The 26,680-nt window shown below is 40.9% G+C and carries 30 protein-coding genes; all 30 read right to left on the reverse strand.

Going from position 1 to position 26,680, the window contains the following annotated elements; genetic code table 11:
- Nucleotides 1-4 precede the first annotated feature (4 nt).
- Nucleotides 5-502 (reverse strand): acetyl-CoA carboxylase biotin carboxyl carrier protein subunit, encoded by a 498-nt coding sequence (locus tag QEP08_RS19580; RefSeq protein ID WP_285060383.1) that lies wholly within the window; start codon nt 500-502, stop codon nt 5-7.
- A gap of 2 nt (nt 503-504) precedes the next feature.
- Nucleotides 505-1,161: a DUF4159 domain-containing protein gene (locus tag QEP08_RS19585; protein ID WP_285060385.1), complete on the reverse strand. Its 657-nt coding sequence runs from the start codon at nt 1,159-1,161 to the stop codon at nt 505-507.
- Nucleotides 1,158-1,862, reverse strand: a complete 705-nt coding sequence (locus tag QEP08_RS19590) for a 16S rRNA (uracil(1498)-N(3))-methyltransferase (RefSeq protein WP_285060386.1) — start codon at nt 1,860-1,862, stop codon at nt 1,158-1,160. The genes QEP08_RS19585 and QEP08_RS19590 overlap by 4 nt, the downstream gene beginning before the upstream one ends.
- Before the next feature lie 12 nt (nt 1,863-1,874).
- Entirely contained in the window at nt 1,875-3,191 is a 1,317-nt protein-coding gene (locus QEP08_RS19595; RefSeq protein ID WP_285060387.1) for a hemolysin family protein, read from the reverse strand.
- The gene (locus tag QEP08_RS19600) at nt 3,191-3,745 is read right to left on the reverse strand and encodes an inorganic diphosphatase (RefSeq protein ID WP_285060388.1); all 555 of its coding nucleotides are present in this window, start codon (nt 3,743-3,745) and stop codon (nt 3,191-3,193) included. The genes QEP08_RS19595 and QEP08_RS19600 overlap by 1 nt, the downstream gene beginning before the upstream one ends.
- A gap of 2 nt (nt 3,746-3,747) precedes the next feature.
- Entirely contained in the window at nt 3,748-4,410 is a 663-nt protein-coding gene (locus tag QEP08_RS19605) for a DedA family protein (protein WP_285060389.1), read from the reverse strand.
- Nucleotides 4,411-4,455: 45 nt separating this feature from the next.
- On the reverse strand, nt 4,456-5,829 hold the full coding sequence (locus QEP08_RS19610) for an NADH-quinone oxidoreductase subunit N (RefSeq protein ID WP_285060390.1): 1,374 nt from the start codon (nt 5,827-5,829) through the stop codon (nt 4,456-4,458).
- 4 nt (nt 5,830-5,833) lie between these two features.
- Nucleotides 5,834-7,300 (reverse strand): complex I subunit 4 family protein, encoded by a 1,467-nt coding sequence (locus QEP08_RS19615; RefSeq protein ID WP_285060391.1) that lies wholly within the window; start codon nt 7,298-7,300, stop codon nt 5,834-5,836.
- A 20-nt stretch (nt 7,301-7,320) separates the two neighbouring features.
- Nucleotides 7,321-9,213 carry an NADH-quinone oxidoreductase subunit L gene (nuoL, locus tag QEP08_RS19620; protein WP_285060720.1) on the reverse strand — a complete coding sequence of 631 codons (1,893 nt, stop codon included), beginning with the start codon at nt 9,211-9,213 and terminating at the stop codon, nt 7,321-7,323.
- A 21-nt stretch (nt 9,214-9,234) separates the two neighbouring features.
- Nucleotides 9,235-9,555: an NADH-quinone oxidoreductase subunit NuoK gene (gene nuoK, locus QEP08_RS19625; protein ID WP_431844621.1), complete on the reverse strand. Its 321-nt coding sequence runs from the start codon at nt 9,553-9,555 to the stop codon at nt 9,235-9,237.
- A gap of 8 nt (nt 9,556-9,563) precedes the next feature.
- On the reverse strand, nt 9,564-10,061 hold the full coding sequence (locus QEP08_RS19630) for an NADH-quinone oxidoreductase subunit J family protein (protein WP_285060393.1): 498 nt from the start codon (nt 10,059-10,061) through the stop codon (nt 9,564-9,566).
- Between the two features lie 116 nt (nt 10,062-10,177).
- Nucleotides 10,178-10,681, reverse strand: coding sequence for a NuoI/complex I 23 kDa subunit family protein (locus QEP08_RS19635; RefSeq protein WP_285060394.1), 504 nt, complete (start codon nt 10,679-10,681; stop codon nt 10,178-10,180).
- Nucleotides 10,682-10,713: 32 nt separating this feature from the next.
- Nucleotides 10,714-11,751 carry an NADH-quinone oxidoreductase subunit NuoH gene (gene nuoH / locus QEP08_RS19640; protein ID WP_285060395.1) on the reverse strand — a complete coding sequence of 346 codons (1,038 nt, stop codon included), beginning with the start codon at nt 11,749-11,751 and terminating at the stop codon, nt 10,714-10,716.
- Nucleotides 11,751-12,755: an NADH-quinone oxidoreductase subunit G gene (locus QEP08_RS19645; RefSeq protein WP_285060396.1), complete on the reverse strand. Its 1,005-nt coding sequence runs from the start codon at nt 12,753-12,755 to the stop codon at nt 11,751-11,753. The genes nuoH and QEP08_RS19645 overlap by 1 nt, the downstream gene beginning before the upstream one ends.
- A gap of 5 nt (nt 12,756-12,760) precedes the next feature.
- Nucleotides 12,761-14,128, reverse strand: a complete 1,368-nt coding sequence (nuoF, locus tag QEP08_RS19650) for an NADH-quinone oxidoreductase subunit NuoF (RefSeq protein WP_285060397.1) — start codon at nt 14,126-14,128, stop codon at nt 12,761-12,763.
- Nucleotides 14,128-14,640, reverse strand: a complete 513-nt coding sequence (locus QEP08_RS19655; RefSeq protein WP_285060399.1) for an NADH-quinone oxidoreductase subunit NuoE family protein — start codon at nt 14,638-14,640, stop codon at nt 14,128-14,130. The genes nuoF and QEP08_RS19655 overlap by 1 nt, the downstream gene beginning before the upstream one ends.
- The gene (locus tag QEP08_RS19660) at nt 14,633-15,847 is read right to left on the reverse strand and encodes an NADH-quinone oxidoreductase subunit D (protein WP_285060400.1); all 1,215 of its coding nucleotides are present in this window, start codon (nt 15,845-15,847) and stop codon (nt 14,633-14,635) included. The genes QEP08_RS19655 and QEP08_RS19660 overlap by 8 nt, the downstream gene beginning before the upstream one ends.
- 6 nt (nt 15,848-15,853) lie before the next feature.
- On the reverse strand, nt 15,854-16,357 hold the full coding sequence (locus QEP08_RS19665; protein ID WP_285060401.1) for an NADH-quinone oxidoreductase subunit C: 504 nt from the start codon (nt 16,355-16,357) through the stop codon (nt 15,854-15,856).
- Nucleotides 16,357-16,899 carry an NADH-quinone oxidoreductase subunit B gene (locus tag QEP08_RS19670; protein WP_285060721.1) on the reverse strand — a complete coding sequence of 181 codons (543 nt, stop codon included), beginning with the start codon at nt 16,897-16,899 and terminating at the stop codon, nt 16,357-16,359. Before QEP08_RS19670 ends, QEP08_RS19665 begins: the two co-directional genes overlap by 1 nt.
- A 107-nt stretch (nt 16,900-17,006) precedes the next feature.
- A complete protein-coding gene (locus tag QEP08_RS19675; RefSeq protein ID WP_285060402.1) occupies nt 17,007-17,378 on the reverse strand; it encodes an NADH-quinone oxidoreductase subunit A in 372 nt (123 codons plus the stop codon).
- Between the two features lie 77 nt (nt 17,379-17,455).
- Entirely contained in the window at nt 17,456-19,186 is a 1,731-nt protein-coding gene (locus QEP08_RS19680; protein WP_285060403.1) for a tetratricopeptide repeat protein, read from the reverse strand.
- Nucleotides 19,187-19,319: 133 nt separating this feature from the next.
- Nucleotides 19,320-20,225 (reverse strand): PstS family phosphate ABC transporter substrate-binding protein, encoded by a 906-nt coding sequence (locus QEP08_RS19685; RefSeq protein ID WP_285060404.1) that lies wholly within the window; start codon nt 20,223-20,225, stop codon nt 19,320-19,322.
- A gap of 1 nt (nt 20,226) precedes the next feature.
- Complete coding sequence (locus QEP08_RS19690) at nt 20,227-20,382, reverse strand: hypothetical protein (protein ID WP_285060405.1); 156 nt, start codon at nt 20,380-20,382, stop codon at nt 20,227-20,229.
- Between the two features lie 78 nt (nt 20,383-20,460).
- The gene (locus tag QEP08_RS19695) at nt 20,461-21,282 is read right to left on the reverse strand and encodes an energy transducer TonB (protein ID WP_285060407.1); all 822 of its coding nucleotides are present in this window, start codon (nt 21,280-21,282) and stop codon (nt 20,461-20,463) included.
- Nucleotides 21,283-21,309: 27 nt separating this feature from the next.
- Nucleotides 21,310-21,849, reverse strand: coding sequence for an ExbD/TolR family protein (locus QEP08_RS19700; RefSeq protein ID WP_285060408.1), 540 nt, complete (start codon nt 21,847-21,849; stop codon nt 21,310-21,312).
- Nucleotides 21,850-21,858: 9 nt separating this feature from the next.
- Complete coding sequence (locus QEP08_RS19705) at nt 21,859-22,476, reverse strand: ExbD/TolR family protein (protein WP_285060409.1); 618 nt, start codon at nt 22,474-22,476, stop codon at nt 21,859-21,861.
- 83 nt (nt 22,477-22,559) lie between these two features.
- Nucleotides 22,560-23,402 carry a MotA/TolQ/ExbB proton channel family protein gene (locus tag QEP08_RS19710; RefSeq protein WP_285060410.1) on the reverse strand — a complete coding sequence of 281 codons (843 nt, stop codon included), beginning with the start codon at nt 23,400-23,402 and terminating at the stop codon, nt 22,560-22,562.
- Nucleotides 23,403-23,684: 282 nt separating this feature from the next.
- Nucleotides 23,685-25,289, reverse strand: coding sequence for a phosphoenolpyruvate carboxykinase (ATP) (gene pckA / locus QEP08_RS19715; RefSeq protein WP_285060411.1), 1,605 nt, complete (start codon nt 25,287-25,289; stop codon nt 23,685-23,687).
- Between the two features lie 134 nt (nt 25,290-25,423).
- Entirely contained in the window at nt 25,424-25,777 is a 354-nt protein-coding gene (locus tag QEP08_RS19720; protein ID WP_285060412.1) for a translation initiation factor, read from the reverse strand.
- Nucleotides 25,774-26,658: a diacylglycerol/lipid kinase family protein gene (locus QEP08_RS19725; protein WP_285060413.1), complete on the reverse strand. Its 885-nt coding sequence runs from the start codon at nt 26,656-26,658 to the stop codon at nt 25,774-25,776. Before QEP08_RS19725 ends, QEP08_RS19720 begins: the two co-directional genes overlap by 4 nt.
- Nucleotides 26,659-26,680 lie beyond the last annotated feature (22 nt).

Genomic DNA, 26,680 nt, shown 5'->3' on the forward strand with positions numbered 1-26,680 from the left:
CGGGTTAGTTGAATTCGACCAGTATGTCGTTTTTCTCGACCTTGCCTCCTTTAGTAATGTTGATCTTTTTGATGGTTCCGTCTGCGGGTGATTTGATCATATTCTCCATTTTCATGGCTTCAAGTATGAGTAAGCTGTCTCCTTTAGTTACTGCTGCACCCTCTTTTACCATTATATTCAAAACCAATCCGGGCATTGGAGCTTTAACCGATTTTATTTTACCAGCCCGGGCAGTGTCCATTCCCAGTTGCTTTAATAACTGGTCGTAGCTGTCTTCTACCTTGATTTCGTAAACATTGCCGTTTACTTTTACTGTACATGTTTTATCCTGCCTGTTTTCCTCTACGACCTCTATATTATATGATCTGTGGTTATAAATAACATGGGAGTGTTTTTCAGCTATCCGGCGGGAATCTATCTGTACCTCGGCTCCGTTTACCAGGATGCTGTTTTTGTTCAATTCTACGTCGAAATTGTACTGTTCATTGACTTTTACTTTCATCCTTATTGTGTTAAGACATATTGGATTAAATTAGCGCCCATTTTAAGTGCGCTCTGGCGCTTTTCCGGGCTATCATCGGGATATGTGCCGGCATCCTCCCATCCATTGCCCAGATCGCATTCATACGTATAATAACATACCATCCTGCCCTGCCAGATGAGGGCAAGACCCTGGGGGCGCTTTCCATCGTGTTCGTGGATCTTCGGAAGTCCGTTTGGAAATTTAAATTTCTGATTGTACAGGCTGTGACTGGCGGGAAGTTCCTCAAAAGTAAGTTCAGGAAATACTTTCTTCATTTCTTTGCGGATGAATTTGTCGAGTCCGTAATTGTCATCGATGTGGAGGAAACCTCCGCCTGTTAAATACTTACGCAGGTTAGCTGCTTCCGCGTTGCTGAACACCACATTTCCGTGGCCCGTGAGATAAGCAAAAGGATAGTTGAACAGTTCCGGACTGCCGACCTCTACAATGGCTTCCTGGGGATTAAAATTTGTCTTTAATGTGGTGTTGCAAAAGTTAATGAGATTTGGAAGGGCAGTTCGGTTGGCATACCAGTCTCCGCCTCCATTGTATTTTAGTTTTGCCAGTTTATACGTAGGGGGCTGAAAACCGCAAAGCAGCAGGATGATTCCGATGAAAAGGCCTGGCGTAAATCTCATCTGTTTAAATAATTTATTTCAAAGCAGGCCGCCAGTGCAGCTGTTTCTGTACGGAGCCTGGTATCTCCCAGAGTCACTGGCTTATAGCCCTTGTTCAATGACATTTCTATTTCCCTTGGGCTAAAGTCACCTTCCGGACCAATAAGTATAGTGTATTTTTGTTTAGGCAGGGCTATCTGGCTGATAGTCTGTCTTGGCTCATCTTCAAGACAATGGGCGATCATCTTCAGGGAATCATTTTCCAGTTTCAGAAAATCTTCAAAATCAATCTGTGGATTTAATACCGGGTGGTAGGCCTGTAATGATTGTTTAACGGCAGCTGTGATAATCTTGTTGAGCCTGTCTTCTTTTACGGTCTTTCGTTCTGACCTGTCACAGATAAGTGGCGTGATCTCTTCGATGCCGATCTCGGTGGCCTTTTCAAGAAACCATTCGATGCGGTCGATATTTTTGGTGGGCGCAACAGCAATGTGAAGGGAATGCGGGCGTCTGTGATATTCTTTTGTGATCCGGATGATCCTCAGCTGTACATTTCTTTTGGTTTCAGCGATGATCTCTGCCTCGTACAGCCCGCCTCTTCCATCTATCAGACTAACCCGGGCCCCAATGCCCAGTCTCAATACTTTTATGCAATGCCTGCTTTCTTCTTCATTTAAGACATAATCATCTGAACTGATGTCCGGTGTATAAAAAACATGCATTATTAAATTTGCTTAATGATTGTCAACCATATCCCTTTTATCGATAACAAGTTCAAGTTTTATGGTCTCAATGTTTTGTTCGGTCTTCTTCAGAATGGTAAAAAGGTAGCCGTAGCATTCTTCACTGTCCCCCACTTCGGGAATCTTACCAAAAGCATGTGAAACCAAACCTCCTACGGTATCAAAATCTTCATCTTCGGGAAGGTCATGGGGGAGATGCTCGTTTACATCGTAAACCGTCGCGTAGGCGTTGATGATGAATTCTGTGTCTGATATTTTTTCTACGGTTGGCTTCTCTTCGTCGTACTCATCCTGTATTTCTCCTACGATCTCTTCAACGATGTCTTCCAGGGTAACCATTCCTGCGGTACCGCCGAATTCATCGATGACTATAGCGATCTGTATGCGTTTTTGCTGGAGTTCACTCAGCAGGTCATTGATCTTTTTAGTTTCCGGAACAAAGTAGGGTTTCCTGATGATGTCACTCAACGTCCATTCTTTATTGCCTGCCAATAGAGGCAAAATGTCCTTTGCGTGCACAATTCCAATGATCTTATCAATGATGTCGTCATATACCGGCATCCTGGAATATCCTTCGGCAATGATAATGTCTACCACTTCTTTTTTTGGACTTGACAGCTCTATGCCCGAGATCTTGGTTCGGGGAACCATGATGTTCTTAACCACCCGCTCATTAAAATCAAATACATTTTTGATCAGCTCGTGCTCATTGGTATCCAATGCGCCGCTTTCTTTACCCTGATCCAGCAGGTAGTATAGCTCTTCTGTACTGTGTACAGACTCATGACCTCCGACACTCGAAATTCCAAAGATCTTGAGTATGATATTGGCAAAGCCGTTTAACACCCAGATAAAAGGACGAAAAACAACGTAAAAGCCCTGCAGCGGAAAGGCCACAAATAATGTAGTGGCTACGGGTCTCTGAATGGCGATGGATTTGGGGGCCAGTTCGCCAAACACTATGTGCATAACTGTAATAAACAGAAAGGCAATAAACGTAGAAATTGAGGTAATGTATACTTCGGAGAGGTTAAAGTTGATCAGCAGGTCGTGAACGATGCTGTGCATTACGGACTCGCCGACCCAGCCCAGACCCAATGATGCCAGTGTAATACCCAGTTGTGTGGCGGCCAGGTAGCCATCCAGGTGCTGGGTAATGTATTTTGCGATATTCGCAACTCTGCTTCCTGATTTTGCTTTTATTTCAATTTGGGACGCCCTAACCTTTACAATCGCAAATTCTGCTGCAACGAAAAATCCGTTCAGCGCTACCAGGAAAAATGTTAAAAATATCTTAAAGCCTTCCATTAAGAATTATTGTTTCTAAATTTTTCGTCATAAAGCTGAATACTTTCCTGTATTACTTTATGTGCGTAACGTACGCCAAGCAGATGCTCAATAGTTACTTTCTTTTCTTCAAGGGCTTTATAATCCTGAAAAAACTTTACTATTTCCTTCATGGTATGCGGGGGCAGGTCTGCCAGATCATTGATATAGTTTACGGACATGTCATTTTTTGCTACTGCTATGATCTTGTCGTCCTGTTCGCCATTGTCCACCATGTGCATTACCCCAATTACCTTTGCTTCAATCAATGATAAAGGATAAACGTCTACAGAGCATAGTACCAATATGTCCAGAGGGTCATTATCATCACAATAGGTTTGCGGAATAAAGCCATAATTAGCCGGATACATTACTGATGAAAAAAGCACCCTGTCGAGTTTTATCAGATTGGAATCCTTATCAATTTCGTATTTGGCTTTTGATCCCTTAGGAATCTCTATAATTGCGTTTACTGTTTCAGGTAGGTTATCACCAGGAGATACACTGTGCCAGGGGTGATTATCGTATTTACTCATTTTTATTGTTCAATGTTTGTTTTTTCTTCATCACTGCTTTTAACCACTCTGTTCTTTATAAAAGTAAAGACTAAAGGAATTGTGGTAATCGCAATAAATCCGATAATTATATATAATAAATAGTCCGTAATTTCCTTTTCAAACCTTTTGCCAAGAAAATATCCCAGCAAAGTTAATGAAGCTATCCATAATAAAGCACCTGCAACGTTATATAATGCAAATTTTCTAAAGTCCAGTTTGACCACCCCCGCAAAAATCGGTGCAAAAGTTCTGACAATTGGAACAAAGCGGCCCATTATGAGCGCAAACGCGCCTTGTTTATGGTAATATTCTTCAGCTGCTTTCAAGTACCGTTTTTTAAAAAAAAAGGAGTCCTTTCTATGGTACAGTACAGGTCCTGTTTTACGTCCAAACCAGTAGCCTGTGAAATTGCCCAAAACGGCCGATATAGAAAGTCCTAAGATCATTAAGTAAATATTGACATCAAGTTTGCCGGTAGCTACAAACATGCCTGCCAGGAACAACAGGTAATCTCCCGGCAGAAAGAATCCAAAGAAAAGACCGGTTTCTGCAAAAATCACGAACATTACAACATAAAACCCACCTTCTCTGAGTAATTTTTCGGGGTCAATAAATTGCTGTAACGAGGTCCAGAAATCTTGCATAGTTCAATTACTCGTAAAACTACAAATAATTATCAACAGAAACCTTTATATTAAATTTAAAATTACGGCAGGATAAACTCCGAGGAAAAGTGTAATTGCAAGAGAAAGCACCAATACTACCTTGTATTGGATTGGTGTTTCCAGTTGAAGTTCCGCTCCTTCTTTGAAGTACATGGCCACAATCACCTTGAAATAATAATAAAATCCAACAAGGGCATTCAATATCGCAAATGCTACCAGGTAAGTCTGGTATTCATTCATTACGTTTAAGAACATCAGGTATTTCCCAATAAAACCGGCTGTTAAAGGAATACCTGCAAGGGAAAGCATGGCTACCGTTAAGACCAGCGCTGTCAATGGATTCCGCTTTGCCAGGCCATTGAAGCTGTCAAAATGATCGTTACCTGTCTTTTGTTTAACCAGGATCAGTACTGCAAAAGCGATAATGCTGGCGAAGGTATAGGCTGCTGCATAGACGAGTGCATTATTGGATGAACTTGAAGTCAGGGCTACTAACGAAAACAAGAGGTAGCCTGCATGAGAAATGCTGGAATAGGCAAGCATCCTTTTAAAGTTTTTCTGGAATAATGCAGTCACATTGCCAATGAACAATGTCAGACACACAATAACAAGAAGCGGCGGCAGCCAGAAATCGTGAAGCGGCGCAAAAGCGTCTGCAAACAAACGAATGAAGGCAGCGAACCCAGCGGTTTTGACTATAGTCGACATGAATGTTGTGATCAGTGTGGGAGATCCTTCGTAAACGTCCGGAACCCAGAAATGGAATGGGGCCGCACCGATCTTAAAACTCAGGCCAATGATTAAAAGGATCACTCCGGGATAAAACATCGGTGAGATTGTCTTGTAGTTGCTCACAAGATACTGATTGATGACTGTTAGGTCAAATGACCCTGTAGCACCATAGATCAATGTAATGCCGAACAGCAGAAATCCGGTGGAGAAAGCACCCATCAGAAAATATTTTAGAGAAGCTTCATTTGAAGCGAAATTACTCTTCCTGATCCCCGCAAGGATATATAAACTCACAGACATGATCTCGACTCCAATGAACAGCATAGACATGTTCTGATAGGAGAGCATAATGATGATCCCGGCCAATGCAAAAAGGATCAGTGTAAAATATTCGGCAGTATTTTCGCTGTCGGCTGCAAAGTAATTTTGAGTAAGCAGAAATATAAACAATGTGCCAAGTATGGTAATACCGGAAAATGCCAATGCAAAATTATCCATTTGCATCATTCCATAATAGGTCTGACTGGTATTCCAGGAAGTCACAACAAAGGCAAGTGCGGTAAGCAAACCAATCAGCGTAATGGTTAATAGCGCCTTTTTGGCTTTAAACAAACCTGCATAAAGCACTACTAAAGCTGTAACAGTAATTGTTATAATGATATTCATTTGCTTAATTTACCAATGTTAATTTTTGTGTTACTTGTTCTATTAAATGTTGCACCGACGCTTCTGATAATTGAAGGACGGGTTTAGGATATACGCCGAGTAAGATGACCAGTGCACAAACTGTATATAAAACTACTTTTTCAGATCCCTTGATATCTGTAAAGCTTACGGTAAGGTCATTCGTTTTACCCAGCATGATATTTTGGTACATCCTCAGCATGTATACAGCACCAAAAATGATCGTAAGGCCGGCAAATACAGCGATCCATACGTTGTATTGATATACGCCTACCAATAAAAGAAATTCTCCGATAAATCCATTTGTTCCTGGTAGCGCTACTGTTCCCAAAACTATAATAAGCGCTACTATAGCAAGCTGAGGGGCCTGTTTTGCAATTCCTCCAAGTTCGCTTATCTTATTTGTTTTTAGACGACTGGAAATGATATCCAGCACAAAAAACAAGCCTACCACATTGATTCCGTGACTCAACATCTGGACTATTGCCCCCTGCATCCCCTGTTGGTTCAGGGCAAAGATACCGGCACTGATCAGGCCAACGTGGGCTATTGAAGAATAGGCCACCAGCTTTTTTGCATTCTTCTGAGTGAAAGCGATTAATGATGCGTAAACAATGCCAATGACAGAAAGAATAATGGCTGTATGCCCCCATTCCTGCACGCCTAACGGGACTATCGGAAGTAACCACCTGATCACTCCGTAAATACCCATTTTTAACATGATGCCTGATAAGAGCATGGTACCAACCGCAGGAGCTTCGGTATAGGTGTTCGGTTGCCAGGTATGAAAAGGAAATATGGGCATTTTAATCGCAAAGGCAACAAAAAAGGCCCAAAATATCCAGGCTTGCTGAGTAAAATCAAGATTGAGGTTATAAAAAGCTTGTATGTCAAAATTCTTTGCAGGATTCTGAAGGTATAAATAAATGATACCCAGCAGCATGAATAAAGAGCCTGCAATGGTATATACGAAAAACTTCATGTTTACCTTGATTCGGTCTTTGCCGCCCCAAACGGCACAGATGAAATATATTGGTATTAACGCGGCCTCCCAGCCGATGTAGAATAAAAATGCATCCAATGCTGTAAATACCAGCAGCAAGCCACTTTGCATAAACAGAATAAGTGCGAAAAATGCATTTGGACTTTTATAATTGTGCTGATAGCCTGCCAGAATGATCAGGGGCACCAAAACATTGGTTAGCAACACGGTAATTATGCTTATTCCATCAATCCCAACGTGGAAATTTATGCCGAGTTCCCGGATCCAGGGTTGATCTACCATAAATTGTGTGCTGGCATCTGGTGTAAAATTGCATATTGTGATCAGTGCAAGTGCCAGGGAAACAATAGAAGATGCCAGGGCAACGTGTTTTGCGGCATTGCCGGAAAGGGCTGCAGCCAGGGCACCAACCAATGGTAAAAATATAAGAAGTAGTAAAAGTTGTTCCATTATCTTTTCTTGAACGTTCTTTATAGCGATAAATAAGTATACAATAACAATGAGATGATTCCTACCACCATCATAAAGATATAAAAGCCAACATTTCCTGATTGTACCAATCGCAATCCTTTGCTGGCTTCAGATGTCCCCCAGCCTAGTCCGTTTACAATGCCGTCTACAATCTTATTGTCAAAGATCCTGTAGAAAAATCCGGAGAGGATGTCCAGTGGTTTTCTAATCAGCGCATCATAGATCTCGTCAAAATAAAATTTGTTATAGGACAAATTTGCAAGCAAGGACCGTTTGGCTTCATCAGGTGCGGGGATGTGATTTTTCCCTATATACCTGGAATAAGCTACTCCAATTGAAATCAAAACACCTATTACTGAAACAGCCATTAATGCATATTCTGTGGCATGATCGGGTGATTCAGCAGTATGATGTATTACCGGGGCAAGCCAGTGTGACAACCAGTGGCTTCCGCCTAAAACTTCTGGTATACCAATTATCCCTCCTGCAGCAGACAATACTGCCAGTACAATTAGCGGAATGGTCATAGAGCCCGGTGATTCATGAATTTTCTCTTCTGCATGGTGTGTGCCGCGGTATTTTCCATAGAATGTAAGGAACAACATCCTGAACATATAAAATGCTGTCAGGAAGGCCCCAAAGACGGCGATTCCCCACATCAATTTGTCGTGCGTATAAACATGCGCCAGGATTTCATCTTTAGAAAAGAAGCCGGAAAACGGTGGCAGACCTGCTATGGCAATCGTTCCGATAAGCATCGTGATGAAAGTAACCGGCAGTTTCTTACGAAGCCCGCCCATATGTCTCATGTCCTGCTCATGGTGTAATGCGTGGATAACTGACCCTGCGCACAAAAATAGCAATGCTTTGAAAAATGCGTGGGTGATCACGTGAAAGAAAGCGCCGTCATATGCCCCAACTCCGAGGCCTAAGAACATATACCCAAGCTGGGATACTGTGGAGTACGCCAGAACTTTTTTAATATCGGTTTGCGTCAATGCTATAATGGCCGCTACAATTGCAGTCGCCAAACCAACAATCGCTATGATGTGCTGGATCATCGGGGCAAGGTCAAATAAAATATTTGATCTTGCAATCATGTAAATACCGGCAGTTACCATGGTTGCAGCGTGTATCAGCGCAGATACCGGCGTTGGGCCAGCCATTGCATCAGGTAACCAGGTAAACAGCGGCAATTGTGCTGATTTACCGCAGGCACCTATAAATAATAACAGCGCGATAAGCGCAATCGTGGAGTTACCCGGCAGCATGTTTGCAGCCTGGGGAAATATTTTTGAGAATTCTACACTTCCGAAGGTCGTGAAGATAAAGAATACACCCAGCAAAAATCCCAGGTCACCGATCCGGTTCATCACAAAGGCTTTTTTTGCTGCTGATGCGTAATTGCTGTTGGTATACCAAAATCCGATAAGCAGGTAAGAGCATAAGCCCACCCCCTCCCAGCCAATAAACATTACGATATAGTTAGATCCTAAGACCAGCAGCAGCATGAAAAAGATAAACAGGTTCAGGTAACTGAAGAATTTACCGAATCCTTCGTCGCCATGCATATATCCGATAGAATAAATATGGATCAGAAAGCCTACTCCTGTAATGATCAGCAACATGATAGAACTTAGCGGATCTACCAGGAAAGAAAGCGGAATATGCAGGCTGCCCGCACTTATCCAGTCGAAAAGGAATATTTCATGAGATTTAACAGGGTCAGATCCCAGTGCTAAAAAAATACCGACACTTATTGCAAAAGAAATGAATATCACTCCACTTCCGATGAAACCTGTTAGTCCTTTTGAAAAGGTGTTTCTGCCCAGCCCATTAAGTATAAAACCAATAAGGGGAATTAAAGGAACCAGCCAAACTAAATCTATTATCATCTTATAACTTATTCTTATTTACCACTTAAGGCGGTTTAATACATTAATATCTGTGGATTGTGTATTTCGGTAGACCATGACGATAATACTTAGCCCGACTGCAACTTCTGCGGCGGCCAGTGCCATGATGAAAAATACAAATACTTGTCCTGACGGATCATTGCTATGTACAGAAAAAGCTGTAAGCAACAGGTTTACTGCATTCAGCATCAGCTCAACCGACATAAAGATCACGATTGCGTTTCTGCGTGTCAGTACGCCAATAACCCCAATGGTGAAAATAATTGCACTTAGCCATATGTAATGGTTGAGCGGTACTCCCTGTAATTGATGAGTCATGTTTTCCACTATACTTTCTCTTTTTTAGTTAACAATACAGCACCTACCATTGCCGAGAGCAGCAATATGGACGACAATTCAAATGGCAGCATAAACGGACCGAAAAGCTCCTTTCCTAAATTCTTTAACAATCCAAGGTCGGGGTTTCGCAAAAGTACCGGGTCCGAAACAGCGGTTGCTTTTAAAGAACCGATAAGTGTTACAAGCAAACAGCATCCGGCTATTACGCCAACGATCTTCACCATATTTGACTTCAACGGTTCATTGTCTTTATTGAGGTTCAGGAGCATAAGCACAAAAAGAAAAAGTACCATAATAGCTCCCATATAAACAATGAAGTTCACAACTGCCAGAAATTGTGCGTTTAGCAACACATAATGAACGGTAAAGGTGAAGAATGTGAGGATCAGGTAAAGCACGCTGTGCACCGGGTTCTTTGAAAAGATCACCAGCAGTGAAAAAATCACGCTTAATGTTGCTACAAAATAGAATACTGATGTACCCATTAATTTTCTTGTTTAGTTTATTTTTCACCACCTCATTAGGAGGCACGAAGCAATCTCATCTTTAAGTCTGTTGCTTAGGATTGCTTCGTTCCTTGCAATGACATTTTATTTTATTACTATAATTTATTATTCAATGGCTGTTCGACCAGTTTGTCTTTGCCATAAATAAAATCTTTGCGCAGGTAATCGGCGGGTACTATCGGACCATCAAGGTAAATTGCTTCTTTCGGACAGGCCTCTTCACATAATCCGCAGAATATACAGCGCAACATGTTGATCTCGTATACTGAAGCGTACTTCTCTTCCCTGTACAGATCTTTCTCTTCAGGTTTACGTTCAGCGGCAATCATGGTGATGGCTTCTGCAGGACATGACAATGCGCAAAGACCGCAGGCGGTACAGCGTTCCCTCCCGCTTTCATCTCTTTTCAAGGAATGCATTCCCCTGAAATTGGTCGAGAATTCCCGTTCCTGTTCAGGATATCTTATCGTTGCTTCTTTCTTAAAAAGATGGCTTATGGTAACAGTCAAACCCTTTAGTATCGCAGGCAGATACATACGCTCTGCAAATGACAGTGGTTTTTGTGCTAGTACTTTCTTTTTACTGGTTAATGGTTCCATTAAACCTCCTTATTATTATCCGCAAATGCGGGTTAAAACTTTTCAATTATTGCAATTACAATGCCTGTAATGATGATGTTGGCAATAGCAAGGGGAATTAACCCCTTCCAGCCCAGATGCATCAGCTGATCATAACGGAAGCGTGGAATTGTCCAGCGCACCCACATGAAGAAAAATATAAATGTAAATATTTTAATAAAGAACACTAAGGTTCCAATCAACGGGCCTATTATAGGTCCGGTATGCAGTAGTACCCAATCCATGCCCGGGTAATTGTACCCGCCAAAATATAATGTCGCCATTACCGCTGAGGATACAAACATATTGATGTATTCTGCAAACAGGTAGAACCCAAGTTTCATAGAAGAATATTCCGTATGATACCCGCCAATAAGCTCAGTTTCACATTCCGGCAAATCAAAAGGTGCTCTGTTAGTCTCAGCAAAGGCACAGACCATAAAGATCAGGAAACCCAATGGCTGATACAATATATTCCAATGCCACCCATGTTGCTGCTCAACAATTTCCTTAAGACTCATCGTGCCGGTTACCAGCAGCAAAGCAATGATAGAGAGTCCCATCGCAATTTCATAACTGATGTTTTGAGAAGCAGCACGTATGGCACTCAATAAGGAATATTTATTATTTGATGCCCAGCCGCCAATCATCACTCCGTAAACACCTAATGAAACTACTCCAAAAATGTAAAGAATCCCAACATTTATATCTGTGACCTGCAACGGAATAATCCTATCGCCAATAGTGATTGCACTGCCCCAGGGTATGACCGCTGTTCCAATGCAAGCAGTAAGCATGGCCAGGCCAGGCCCAACCATAAACAACCATTTGCTGGCATTGGAGGGAATGATTTCCTCCTTCATGAACATTTTCACCCCATCAGCAAGCGGCTGAAGGATCCCAAAAGGTCCGGCTCTGTCGGGACCAAGCCTGTCCTGCAAAAAAGCGGCTACTTTACGCTCTGCATATGTCGAATACATAGCGATTAGTAAACTAATGGCAAATATGATCGTAACCAGTATAAATTTTTCTATTACAAAAGCTATATCCATTAGAATTTAGTGGTTTTTTCTAGTTCAACTTTGTTAGCCAGTTGCAATTTAGCATTGTCCTGAATCACTGGAAGTGGTTTTAATGTTTCGTAATGATTGGAAGCTATAACCGAAGCATCACTAATGTGGGTTGGGTGTTCGATGGTCCAATCGGCTGTTTTCTTTTTGTCAAATCTGCAGGTGTTACAAATGAACTCCTCGACCTCTCCATAGATATCTTTACGGGCGGTAACCCTAAGAACATCTTCCCCTTTATACCATAAGGTCACTTTTCCGCTGCATGTCGGGCAATCTCTGTGTGCATCGATAGGCTTAGTAAACCAAACCCGGTTTTTAAACCGGAAGGTTTTATCCGTAAGGGCTCCAACCGGACATACGTCAATGACGTTTCCGGAAAAGTCATTGTCTACCGCCGTTTGGATATAGGTAGATATCTCGGAGTGGTCACCGCGGTTCAAAATACCATGGACACGTTTATTTGTGATCTGGTCGGCAGTGAAAACACAGCGATAACACAATATGCACCTGTTCATGTGCAGCTGTATCTTATCTCCAATATCTATACGCTCAAAAGTTCTGCGTTCAAATTCATACCTGGTTTTTTGCAAACCATGTTCATACCCAAGATTCTGAAGGTCACACTCACCTGCCTGATCGCAAACCGGGCAGTCCAGAGGATGGTTGATCAGCAACATTTCCACAACCCCACTGCGTGCTTCAATGACCTCCGGAGAAGTAATATTCTGTACTTCCATCCCGTCCATAACTGTTGTACGGCATGACGCTACAAGTTTTGGCATCGGACGCGGGTCTTTTTCAGATCCTTTACTGACCTTCACAATGCAGGTACGGCATTTTCCCCCACTCCCTTCTAGCTTAGAATAATAGCACATTGCCGGAGGCACGATATCTCCGCCTATCTGTCTCGCAGCATTTAGAATACTTGTACCGGGTGCAACTTCTACTGTTATCCCGTCTATGGTTACCTTAACTTTATCACTCATGATCGTTAATCTCCTGTCGTAACTTCTGCTTTCGCAATTGGCTCAGCATAATTTGCCAAACCATAATTAGTATCTAGACTTTTAACCGGCTCTTTCACGTGCCACTCAAACTCATCCCTAAAATGTCTTATGGCACTTGCAACCGGCCAGGCTGCCGCGTCACCTAGTGGACAGATCGTATTTCCTTCAATCTTTTTTGATACATCTACCAAAAGATCAATATCACTCATCTTACCATGTCCATATTCTAATCTGTGCAGCACTTTTTCCATCCAGCCGGTACCTTCCCGGCAAGGGGAACACTGACCGCAACTTTCATGATGATAGAACCGGGAGAAGTTCCATGTATTTCTTACAATACACTGATCTTCATCAAAAGCGATAAAGCCGCCCGAACCAAGCATAGTACCTGTTGCAAAACCACCTTCGGAAAGCGATTCATAACTCATTAACCTTGGTTCCCCATTAGCGAGTTTCAACGTCAGATTCGCAGGTAAAATAGGCACTGAAGATCCTCCGGCTACCGTAGCCTTCAACCTTTTTCCATTTGCTATCCCGCCGCAATATTCATCAGAATAGATAAATTCTTCAACTGGAAGGCCAAGCTCTATTTCATACACACCCGGCTTCACTAAATTGCCTGAAGCAGAGATCAGTTTCGTACCCGTACTGCGACCAATTCCGATCTTGGCATATTCATCACCACCGTCGTTGATGATAGGGACTACAGCCGCGATAGATTCCACATTGTTTACCACAGTTGGGCAACCATATAATCCGGCAATTGCAGGAAACGGAGGTTTGATCCTTGGATTGCCACGTTTACCCTCCAATGACTCCAGCAGTGCAGTTTCTTCACCGCAGATATATGCACCACCGCCCGGCTGGACATACAATTCAAGGTCATAACCTGATCCTAAAATATTTTTGCCCAGCAGTCCTGCATTTTTTGCTTCAGCAATTGCTTTTTCCAGGATGCGGATTTGAGGCATCATTTCGCCCCTTACATAAATATAAGACGTATTAGCTCCTAATGCAAAACTGGAAACGATCATCCCCTCTATCAATGCATGAGGAATATATGTCATTAAATAACGATCCTTAAAGGTTCCTGGCTCTGATTCATCCGCATTGCAAACCAAATAACGTGCAACACCTTCAGGTTTCGCCAGAAAGCTCCACTTCATTCCAGTTGGAAATCCTGCTCCTCCCCGACCGCGCAGACCTGATTTTTTGACTTCTTCAACGACTTCATCAGGTGTTAGCGTTTTTAAAGCTTTTTCAACGGCACGGTAACCACCTTTCTGGCGGTAAACATCAAGTGTATTGATGCCCGGTACGTTTATATGTTCTAATAATAGTTTACGAGCCATTATCTTTTGCGTAAGTCTTCTATCAATTCGTCAACCTTCTGTTCATTCAGGTTTTCGTAAAATGTATATTCGGGGCCAATCTGCAATACGGGAGCATAGCCGCATGCAGCCAAACATTCCACTCCCCTCCAGCTGAATAAACCATCCCCGGTGACCTCCCCTTCCTTAACACCGAGACGATGCTCAATATGGTTCATCAGCTTTTCAGCACCGACTAAACAACAAGGCCCTGTCCTGCATACTTCAAGCATGTATTTTCCCTGGGGTTTTAAGAAATACATAGAATAAAAGGAAGCGACTTCGTAAACTTCAATGGGTAAAATGTTAAGATAATCAGCTACCTTGTCCATAGCAGTATTGCTCAACCATCCCAGCTCTGCCTGAACCTCATGAAGTATAGGAAGCAAAGCCGATTTCTGCTTTCCCTCCGGATATCTTTTAACAATCTCATCAAACTTAGCTATTAAGGCTGATGAAAATTCTACAGGTTGTTGTTGTTCTACTTTAAGCATCTAATTCTCCTGCAATAATATTCATGCTACTCATGTTGATAATGGCATCTGAAAGCAGCATGCCTTTACTCATGGGAGCAAACATTTGATAATTAATAAAACTAGGCCTTCTGAAGTGCAAGCGATAAGGAGTTCTTCCCCCATCATTGATCAGGTAAAAACCAAGCTCCCCGTTTCCGCCTTCTACGGAATGATAAACTTCCGCTTTAGGTGCATCTATTTCTCCCATCACAATTTTGAAGTGGTAGATCAAGGCTTCCATATTGTTATAAACCTCTTCCTTGGCCGGCAGGTAAAACTCGGGCACATCGGCATGAAATATTCCCGCAGGCTCATGTTTTATCTTTTCCAAAGCCTGTTCAATCAGTCTGATGCTTTGCCACATCTCCTCATTGCGAACCAGATAACGGTCATATATGTCGCCGCTTGTCCCAACGGGAACCTCGAAATCAAAATCTTCGTAGGAAGAATAAGGATCACTCACTCTTACATCATAATCTACACCAGCTGAGCGCAATAAAGGGCCTGTCCAGCCATAATCCAAAGCCTTCTCCGCAGAAACTTCCGCCACCTTAGCGGTACGGTCAATAAAGATCCTGTTGCGGTTAAGTAAGCTTTCAAATTCCTGTAATGCTACCGGAAACTCCTTTAAGAATTTATTGATCTTTGCAAAAGCAATCTCATTGAAATCGCGCTCAAAGCCACCGATACGACCAATATTTGTTGTTAATCGGGCACCGCAAATCTCCTCATAGATCTCATATATATGTTCCCTGAACTGAAAAAGGTAAAGGAATGTTGTTGTTGCCCCGGTATCCTGTGCGATAATTGTATTGCAGATGATGTGGTCAGATATTCGCGCCAGTTCCATGATGATCACCCTTAAATAGTCAACGCGTTTAGGCGTTTGGATATTTAACAGTTTCTCGACTGTCATATGCCATCCCATATTATTAATCGGCGATGAACAGTAATTTAACCGGTCAGTTAATGGAGTGATCTGATAGAAAGGGCGATGCTCGGCAATCTTCTCAAATGCCCTGTGAATGTATCCAATAGTGGAAATCCCGCTAACAATACGTTCACCATCCAACTGAATAACATTTTGGAAAACACCATGTGTAGCCGGGTGAGTTGGCCCAAGGTTCAGGGTTACCAATTCATTTTGCGGATCATTGTCTGTCTCTACTGGCTGATTGTGATTCATATGTTCTTATCTACCAAAGTATTCGTCTTTTTTATCTACCCTATTTGGATCTTCCAGGGGATACTGTTTGAGCATCGGATGAACACCAAGCTCGTCCATATTCAATATTCTTCTCAGATCCGGATGCCCTTCAAACTTAACTCCAAAAAGATCGTAAGTCTCTCTTTCCATCCAGTTTGCACTGTTCCACAAGGTAGTGGCCGTAGGAATCTCAGGATGGTGTTCATCAATAAATACCTTTACCCTGACCCTAATGCGTTTAACCATGCTGTGCAAATGATAAACCACAGCGATCCCGTGCTTTCTACCCGGATAATGCACCGCAGTTATATCTGTAAGGAAATTAAAATTAGCAAGGCTGTTTTGCTTTAAGAATTCCAAAACAGTAATCACTACATCCTTAGTTGTCTCAAACGTAAGGAGTCCATAAGGCTCATTAACCCCGGAGATCTTATCTCCAAATCTTTCAGTCAGTAAGGCTGTTAATTCTTGGTTTGTAATGTCTGCCATTATTGTATCCCGTATGAAGCTAACATATCTCTATATTGATCAGAATTCCTTCTTCTCGAAGATTCATTTTTTACCAGTTCCTGTATCTTGCCAAATCCATCCAGAATAGCTTCTGGCCTTGGAGGGCAACCCGGAACGTATACATCTACCGGAATAATTTCATCAATACCCTGTAATACAGAATAAGTGTCAAAAATGCCGCCGCTTGAAGCACAAGCCCCAACAGCCATTACCCACCGGGGTTCTGCCATTTGCAAATAAACTTGCTTTAAAACGGGACTCATTTTTTTTGCTATAGTACCCATAACCATCAGAAGATCTGCCTGACGCGGCGAGAAACTTAATCTCTCAGAACCAAAACGACCAAAATCATAATGCGAACCCATCGTCGCCATAAATTCAATTCCGCAGCAGGACGTGGCAAAAGGTAAAGGCCATAATGAATGAGAACGGGCAAGGCCGATAACCTTATCTAAGGAAGTGGCAAAAAAGCCGGACCCTTCTATGCCCGGAGGCGCTTCTACAATATTGATGTCACTCATGATATAAAACAAAAAAGGCTCATTCCGGTAAAGAATGAACCACAAATCTACAATTTTTTAAAAGCAAAAGGATTAAAGAGGCGTCATTTAGAAACGATCTAAATAGCTTAATTCCAATCCAGAGCCTTCTTCTTTATGACATAAATGAAGCCCAGAAGTAATGTTCCCATAAAGATGAACATTTCAATCATCCCTGACATTCCGAGGTTTCTGAAATTGACAGCCCAAGGATACATAAAAATGACTTCGACATCAAACAGCACAAATAAGATCGCTACCAAAAAATATTTAATAGAAAAGGGTTGACGTGCATTACCTACTACTTTAATACCGGCTTCAAATGTAGACAGTTTATCTTCAGTCCTTCTTTTAGGCCCCAGGAAATGAGTTGTAATTAATGTAACGACAACAAATCCTAAGGCAACAATGACTTGAAATATAATGGGCAAAAAATCTACCGGCACACTTTGAGTTTCCATTTGTATGTTATTATGCTGCAAAAATAAAAGAAAAAGGCGGGATAGCAACCCCGCCTTTTTCTTTTATCCAAAATTTATTATTTTTTCTTAGGCACTGCTTTAGTTGTAGCTTTTGGTGCTGGTGCTGTCAGAGATTTAATTCCTTCAGTTGCAGTTGCATTTGCAGGATCAAGAACTAGTGCCTTATCCCAATATAACTTTGCTTTTTCTTTATCTTCTTTATAAAGCGCATAACCGGCGATGTTATTATAAGCTTCTACCATATACTTTTTCATCAATGGAGTTTGCTTCTCTACATGAGCTTCGGCTGAATCTAGATATTGCTGATAGAATGGAATTTGCAGCCCCTTCGGATCTGTGTCACTGTCCAGCAAATAATTGGCTCTGGCACGCCATAAATATGCATCGATAGTACTTGGAGATAGTTTAGCCAAGGTAGAGAAAGATGAATCTGCCTTAACTAAAATGTCCTTAGAAGGATTCGTTTTAGCATTTAGACCTTTAGCATAGAAGTAATAAGCGGCTACGCCATGATAGTAAAAATTATAGGCAGAACCCTTTCCGTTCGGATTGAATCTATTGGCAACCGCGTAAGTATTCATGGCTTTTTCGTAATCTTTGGCATCAAAATAGGTTTTCGCCAGGTCCGCCAGGATTACTGACTTCGAAGAATCCCTAACCAACGCCTTTGTTATGTTTATTATTCCTAAACTATCTTGTTGATTTTGTAACTGGGCTTGTCCTAAGTACAGATAATCCTCTGAAATTATACGTGTGGTATCCTTAACCTTTGCAAAGAAATCGTTCATGAACTGCAAACTCTGAGGGTAATTCTTATTCTCAAAAGATGAATATCCACGAAGCCTTAAAACAATTAAGTTCTTAGGATCATTAGGATTCATCGCTGCCAGTTCAGTAGTCTCTTGTTCCAATGTCTTATAGTCCTTAGCATAGAACAAGATTTGCGCGTACCTAATCCTTGACTCATAAGACTTATCAGTCAGATCAAGATACTTTTTATAATTTGTAATCGCATCCGCATTCTTTGTAGCAGCACTTGCCGGCTCAAAATCAGCCCACTGTCTGTACAATTCTGCAAGCTCACGATAAGCTGGGCCATAATTAGCATCGGCAGCAATCACATTCTTCAATTCAGTTTCTCCTTCAATAAAAGCCCTTGACTCTTTATACATTCTTCCGATTTGAACTGTAGATCTGTATAAAGCAGGATTGATGCTCAGCGCGCGCATATAATTTTGCAGAGCTTCCGAGTTCTTCCGTTGAAGCGCATAAAAATCTCCTAAAGCAACAAACGTTTCAGGATCTTTGTCTTTCTCATCTAATTCGTCAGCTTTTTGCAAATTAGGCAGTGCAGCAGCAAAATCAGGTTTTTCTATCGCGATATGCGCTTTACCTATATACAAATAAGGTATATAATCCTTTTTCGATGCAACATCTATTGCCTTATCAAAGTTTGTTTTGGCAGACGTCGCATTATTAGACATCAAATCAGCCTGACCTAAACCCACATAATTTAACGGGTTTTTTGCTTCTGCAGCTACTCCCTGAGTAAATGCTGCTCTCGCAGAATCTAAATAATCTCTTTTTAAATAGACGTTACCTAAATAAAAGTAATTTTCGCCATCACTGGCTTTAGATTTCACTAAAGTCTTCAGCATTGAAGTGGCTTTTTGGTATTGTTCGGCATCTATCGCCTTCTTCGCATCATCTAAGCTCTGAGCAAAAGAGGCAGAACCTATCACTACTAAACCTAAACCTAAGGTTATTGCTTTCTTTGTCATTTTCATGGTTCGTATATTAGTATTTAATTTGTTATGAAGCTTGATTAGCAGACTTCACGGTTCGTTATTTTAATTATTAATAGTTAAAAATTTATAAATTTCATTATAGCATCCAAACTCTGTTCCTCAAATATAAAATTTAGTTCTTATTCTTCAAGTTAAATTCCCGGGGGACGATCTTATGCGGGCCTAGTCCGGATTTGAGTACAATTAGCTGTCCACGAGGACTCATCAACCAATTTGCAAATCCAGTACCCAAACCATCCCTACCTTCACAATCTATAATATAAACGTTTCTTAAAAATGGATAAATACCATTGATCAGATTAACTTGTTTAGGTGTATAGAAGGCATCATCTCCTTTTTTTCCCTTTATATTTTTCACGCCCATCATTTTCACCTTCCCAATATAAGGAGACATATTGGAATTATTGGCTATTAACCAATTAACACCAACAACACCAATAAAGTTCTTATTTTCCCCTACGTATTTTATAACGTCATTATCATCCTCTAAAGTATATACACCCGTTTTTGGAAGTTCCTTAATTTGTGCCAGCTCTTTAAAATACCTTACCGTGCTTGAATAAGCGTTGTCAAATACCAGATTTTTTCCTTTGGTATCCGCTCCTTTTAATATACTTATTACTTGTTCAACGGTAATATTACTATCAATGTTATCCTTTCCAGTGATCAAAGCAATACCGTCAATCGCAAATCGCGATGTCTTAGGAATAATACCTCTGTTCCGGTATATTTTTTCTTCATCCGGTCTTAGTCTTCTGGACAAGATAATCACCCCCATGCTGTCGTTCAAAAAAGCTGGAACAATTTTATTTTCATTGTCTTCTGAAATGTTAAACTCCGCATCTTTATAATCGCTGTTAAACACTTCAACCTGATCAGCAATAATTGAAGAAAATGATTCATCAACAAGTATCTTTACTGTACCGGACGTCCTGGTTTGAACAACAGTATTTTTTTTGGAAGAATCTGAGCAAGCAACAATTGATAACGACAAAAAAGCTAATATAAGATTCTTCATTCTAATTATTGTCTTGTTTAATCACTCGGGTAAACCTGATCACACCATATACAATCAATACGCATCCAAGCAGTATCCTGTATTTTCTTTCAATATCTACCGGCATATCCGTCCACAAAATCAGTGTGAAACCCAGCACCAGGTAGAAAGCGAACATGACTAGCCCTAAAATAAACAGAAATCGCTGTTGAGGCGATTTCTGTTTAAATGCTTTTAAACTAAACATTTTTTCTTCTTATTGAGATAAGGTAAAACTGATTGGAATGTTATACTTAACACGAACTTTTTTACCATTCTGAACACCAGGAATCCATCTTGGACTAGCCTTTAGCACCCTCATTGCTTCTTCATCCGTACCACCCCCAAGTTTTCTTTCGACCTTGATGTCAGTTAAGCTACCGTCTTTCTCTACAACAAAAGATAAGAATACTTTACCTTGAATGTTATTTTCCTGAGCCTGAGCAGGGTATCTTACAGCTTTTTGAACATAAGCATAAAATTTATCCATACCACCCGGGAAAGTTGGCTGAGTCTCAAGACTTACGAAATCGTAAACCTTTGTATCTTCTACCACTGCTGCTTGCTTAGGACCATCTCCAGCCGCTGTTGCAATAACGATATCAGCATCAGGATCTCCGGCTACAGTTTTCTGACCTGGATCAGCCTTTTTTAAATCTTCAATCTCCACAGGTTCCTCGTCACGAACCAGCTCATCCGGCTTCACAATCGGAGGAGGGAACTTAATCTGATCCTGCTTTGGTGGAGGTGGCTGTGGCGGTGGTGGAGGCGGAGTCTCCGGATTTACCGGAGGGGGAGGCTGCACAACAACCTCTACCTGTTTAACAATCTCATCTTCCGGAGGCGGTGGTGTCACCAACTCCGCAATTTTAGGGGACAAGAACACCAATACAAATAACGATGACGCTATTAGTAATGATTTAGTTGTGTTTGCGTCACTACGCTGACGAAGCTCATAGGCACCGTAGCTTTTGTTTTTGTTAGCAAATACAACATCAAGCCAATCCCTTTTAAATAAATCTATTTTTGAACCAAACATAGCTTAATATTTTACTTTTGTTTATATCTATTTTAATATCCCACCTTCTCTCATGAATTGCTTCTCATTATCGAGAATATTTACATCATCAATTGCAGGGGCTGTTTTAATGGCGGCAATGTTCAGCTCATCCATTATATCAACAAAATTCTTATACGTAGCTCCATCTGTTGGTTTTACAACGACAACGATTTGCCTGCCTGTTTTATTTTTCACTTCCTCTTTATTCTTGAGTAAGGACCTCCTCACTTCGGCGAAGCTTTCAATAACAGGTTTTGCATCCTTTGCCTCGCCCATATACCAGGCCACTTTGTTTTTCTCTCCAAGGAGAATGGTCATAGTTTGTGATGCACGAAGTTCATTCCTTACTTCATTGTCCTCTTGGTCCGGTTTTGCAATGTCCATCGCAATCGGCTTTGACAGGGAGGTGGTTAGCATAAAGAAAGTAATCAATAAGAATGCAAGGTCAACCATAGCGGTTAAATCCACTTTAGTATTTGCTTTCTTGGTTCTTACTTTACCGCCGCCTTTTTTCCCTCCCCCGCTGGAGGTATCTAATTCTGCCATAATATGTTTTTATTTTCCGCCTTCGGCTGAAGTAATTAAACTAAATTTGTTAATTTTTTGCTTTTGAAGAATATCTATTACTTTCTTAACAGTAGGATATTCTTCCTCGGCATCCCCTTTTATACTGATTCTCAGAGGTTCATTATGAAGCTCAGCAACTGCATGACGGTTTTGCATGATCCATTGTGCAAGTTGGTTATTGGTAGAATCTGACGGAATACCAGCGCTTTGTTCAGCAAATTTTGTTCTCTGTTCAGCATCCATTGCGATGAATTGCTTCAAGCTTTCAATTGGAACACCGAATGAACCCAGAACTCCAAAGCGTTTTCTCTCCTCAGGGGTAAATGAAATGTTATATTCCTTACCTATTCTGTCGAGGGTAGCAACTTTTACATCCTGACCTACTATCTCGTAGAAAACTTTTCCTTTTCCTCCTATTGATAATATTCCTATATCCTTATCAGGCACTTTAATCTTATAAGTCGAACTTGGGATAATGATATCCAAAGGATCGGGCTGGCGCGCGGTTGCTGTTAATATAAAGAAAGTCAGCAGCAGGAATGACACATCGCACATGGCGGTCATATCAATCGAAGTGCTCTTTCTCTGGACCTTTGCTCTTGGCATAACTTTAAAAATTACTTATTTTTTTACTAATGATGTTAATTCACCCGGTTTTCCATAAAAGCCGGTAAAAAAAATAATATTTTTTATTTATGCGTGCTGGCGTAAGTCTGGATGATGCTAAAACCTGCTTCGTCGATTGCGTAAGTTAACTTATCAATTCTCGAAGTAAGGATGTTATACATGATAATTGCAAAAGTAGATGTACCGATACCCGTAGCTGTATTGATAAGGGCCTCAGAAATACCAGTTGCCAAAGCCGCCTGATCCGGAGCACCAGAGTTAGCCAAACCACCGAAGGCCTTGATCATACCCGTTACTGTACCCAATAGTCCTGTTAGTGTTCCTACTGAAACCAAAGTAGCGATTACGGTTAAGTTTTGCTCCAGCATTGGCATTTCCAATGTAGTTGCTTCTTCAATATCTTTCTGGATAGCCAGGCATTTTTGATCAGTATCCATATTTTGTTCTGATTCCATCTCACGATATTTCCTCAATCCAGATTTAATTACATTCGCAACAGAACCTTGTTGTTTATCACACTCCGCAAGAGCAGATTCGATATTGTTTGAATTCAGAAGACCCTGGATCTTTTTCACAAAAGAATCAAGACTGCTTTTACCAGTTGCTTTACTGATTACAATAGAGCGCTCTATAGAGAACACAATAACCATCAGGAACATACCCAATAGAACAGGTACGATAACCCCTCCTTTATAAGCCATTCCCATATAGTTACCCGGCAATGGAAGAGTTTCATGCAAATCAGGGTCAGCTCCGCCGATGAAATTTCCCCTGTCTCCAAAAATAAATTTGTAAACACAAATTCCGATAATAATACAAATTGGAATAGTTAACGTCGCGAATAAATTTGAAGCTGAAGATGAACCTTCTTTTTTAACTGTTGTTGGTTTTGGTGCGTTTGCCATTTTTTTTAGTTTTTTAGTTTTAGTACTTTGTTTTAAAATTAAGATTATTATTCCGTAATACACACAACGACGATTACAAACAATTGTTGCAATAACAAATTTATAACTTTGATTTAAATTCCAAATTAAATAATCATTAGATTGTAAATTCGCTTCGCTGCGCTAATTCTCCCTACTCGCATTACTGTATAATTAAAAAAGATTGTCTCGTTGCGGAGACAATCTTTCACAATTAAAACTAAAAAAAAACTGAAATGCAAATTTTTAGATAAAAAAATACTTTTAAATCGTGTTTTCAACAACTTTAGGGAGTGCAGCTAACATTTCATCGTTCGCAAAGGCTTCAAATTGTCTAAAGTTATTTACGAAGGCAATCGATAGTTCACTAGCTCTGGCATCATATTTTTGCTTATCCGGCCACATATTTTTTGGGTTCAAAATTTCCGAAGGAACGCCCGGACAGGATACCGGTATCCTCAATCCGAAGACCGGATCAGTTATAAAGTTTTCCTCTTCAAGCAGTCCGCTTAACGCTGCCGATATCATTGATCTTGTATAATCAAGTTTGATCCTTTCACCAACTCCATAAGCACCTCCGCTCCATCCTGTATTAACCAGCCAGACACTTACATCATTCCCCTTCATTTTTCTTCCCAAAAGCTCTGCGTACTTTGTTGGATGCAATGGCAAGAATGCCTTACCAAAACAAGCTGAAAAAGTTAACTGAGGTTCCGTTACCCCGGCTTCTGTTCCGGCCACCTTAGCTGTATAGCCTGAAATGAAATGAAACATCGCCTGCCCCGCGTCCAATTTAGATATAGGCGGTAAAATCCCAAAAGCATCAGCTGTCAGAAAAAAGATATTCCTGGGCGCCCTTGCGATTGATGGTATAATTGCATTATCAATAAATGTTATAGGATAGGCCACCCTTGTATTTTCAGTTTTCTTAATATCTGAAAAATCCACCCGCCTCGTCTCCGGAAAATAATTGGTGTTTTCAAGTAAGGCACCAAACTTTATCGCATTAAATATTTGCGGTTCTTTCTCCTGGGTCAGGTCGATACATTTTGCATAACAGCCTCCCTCGAAATTAAAAACAGTTTCATCTCCCCAGCCGTGCTCATCATCACCGATCAATCCCCGTTCCGGATCTGCGGACAGTGTTGTCTTTCCCGTCCCCGAAAGCCCAAAGAAAATTGCCGTATCTCCATTTTTCCCAACATTTGCCGAACAATGCATCGATAAAGTATCCTGTTCACACGGCAGCAGTAAATTTAGCACTGAAAATATTCCTTTTTTAATCTCTCCGGTATACCCGGTGCCACCAATTAAAATAATTTTCCTTTTAAAATTTAAAATGGAAAAGTTTGCCTGCCTTGTTCCGTCCGTTACCGGATCCGCTAAAAAAGAAGGGGATGCGATAATTGTCCAGTCAGGTGTATCGCCTAAACTGCTTTCATCCGGTCTTAAAAATAAATTGTGGGCAAAAAGATTTTGATATGCCGTTTCTGTAATGACCCTGACACTTGTTTTATAATTAGCCTCCGCACAGGCAGACGCATCCCGTACGTAATATTTTCCCTCACTGAGATGCTTCGTCAGCTTTTCAAACAAAGTGTCAAATTTGCATTCGTCAAATTTGATATTGACATCTCCCCACCAGACAACATCTCTGGTTGTGTCGTCACAAACTATAAACCTGTCTTTGGGGGAACGGCCGGTAAATTTTCCTGTATCCACAGCCAGTGCGCCATTATCGGCAAGAGAACCTTCCCCGTTCATCAGGGCTTCTTCAACCAATTGTGCAACATTAAGCTGATATAAAGCAAGTTCTGAATTAAGATTCAAATAGCTTAGATCAGGCTTCAGCATAAATGCTTTGCTCATAAGAATAATAAGTTAGTGCAGCAAAGTTATGCAGATAAAAAGCTAAAAAACACTCTTTTCCAAGAAAATTTTTACTTATTGTAGCGAATACACTATAAACTAATCAACTTACAATCAATCTATTACACTCAAAATCAGCCTCCTGATTTTTTTACTTTATAACCTTCTTTTTGCAGGATGGCCAACACTTTATCCCTAAAATCTCCCTGTATCAAAATCTCTCCATCTTTAGCAGCCCCACCTACTCCACATTTTGTCTTGAGTACTTTAGCTAACTTATCCAGTTCGGCATCATTTCCCAAAAAACCGGTAATTAATGTTACTGCCTTTCCATTTCTGTTTTTTTTATCCAGCATTACTCTCAGATCCTGCTGGTTATTCGGAATCACTACTTCCTGGGCTTCTTCCATCTCCTCATAGTTAAAACCCGGGTCTGTTGAATACATAATTCCACCCAAGTCGCTTAAAGTTTTCTTTTTAGATTTCATATCAAAGGGGTAATAATCTTTAATGATAACGGGACGATACTTGCGGTTATTTCTTTCCCCATAAAAAAAGGTTCTCCGTCGATGTGGATAGCATCATCATTTTCTCTGATGATCTTTATCTGTTTTCCCCTGATTATCTCGACCAAATCAGATCTGTTAGTTGTTCCTCTGATCATTTCATAACCAAGAACCGGAAGCTTGTACATAGGGAATTCCTTAACTATACACACATCCAGTAAACCATCAATTATTGAAGCGGCCGGAGATATATGAGCATTATTACCATATTGAGAAGAATTTGCCAGGCTAATTACAAAGGCTTTTTTAACATAATCAACACCATCAATATTGAGATTATAGATCTGAGCTTTATAGCCTAATACTTCTTTCAGTCCCAGCCTTAAATATCCGGTCAGACCTCGTGATTTATTGCCTGCAAATACCGAACTGATATGTGCATCAAAGCCCATGCCTGCCATGTTAAAGAAATGCCTATCATTGAATTTTCCGGTATCAATTAATAAAGTATGCTGATCGTTTATAACCTCAACCGCTTTAACTGTATTCATTGGGATCTTTAAAAACCTTGCCAGTCCATTTCCTGAACCAAAAGGAATAATTCCCAATATCTTATTCTGTTGCATTACTTTAGCAGCGATTTCATTAATTGTCCCGTCACCCCCCACAGCAACAATGATGTCAAAATTTTTGCCCGAAGCCTCTTCCGCAATTTCTGACGCATGACCGATATATTCAGTAAAGCTAAAATTTGCATTAAATTTTGAGCGGTCAAGGGTAGCATCAATCAATCCGGGGATCTTCATTTTGTCTTTCCCTCCCGAAATGGGATTGATGATAAATAATATATTAGACTTCGACAAGTGCTTTTGATTTATAACGACA

It is taken from the genome of Pedobacter ginsengisoli (assembly GCF_030244015.1).
In the GTDB taxonomy this organism is placed as follows: Bacteria; Bacteroidota; Bacteroidia; order Sphingobacteriales; family Sphingobacteriaceae; genus Pedobacter; species Pedobacter ginsengisoli.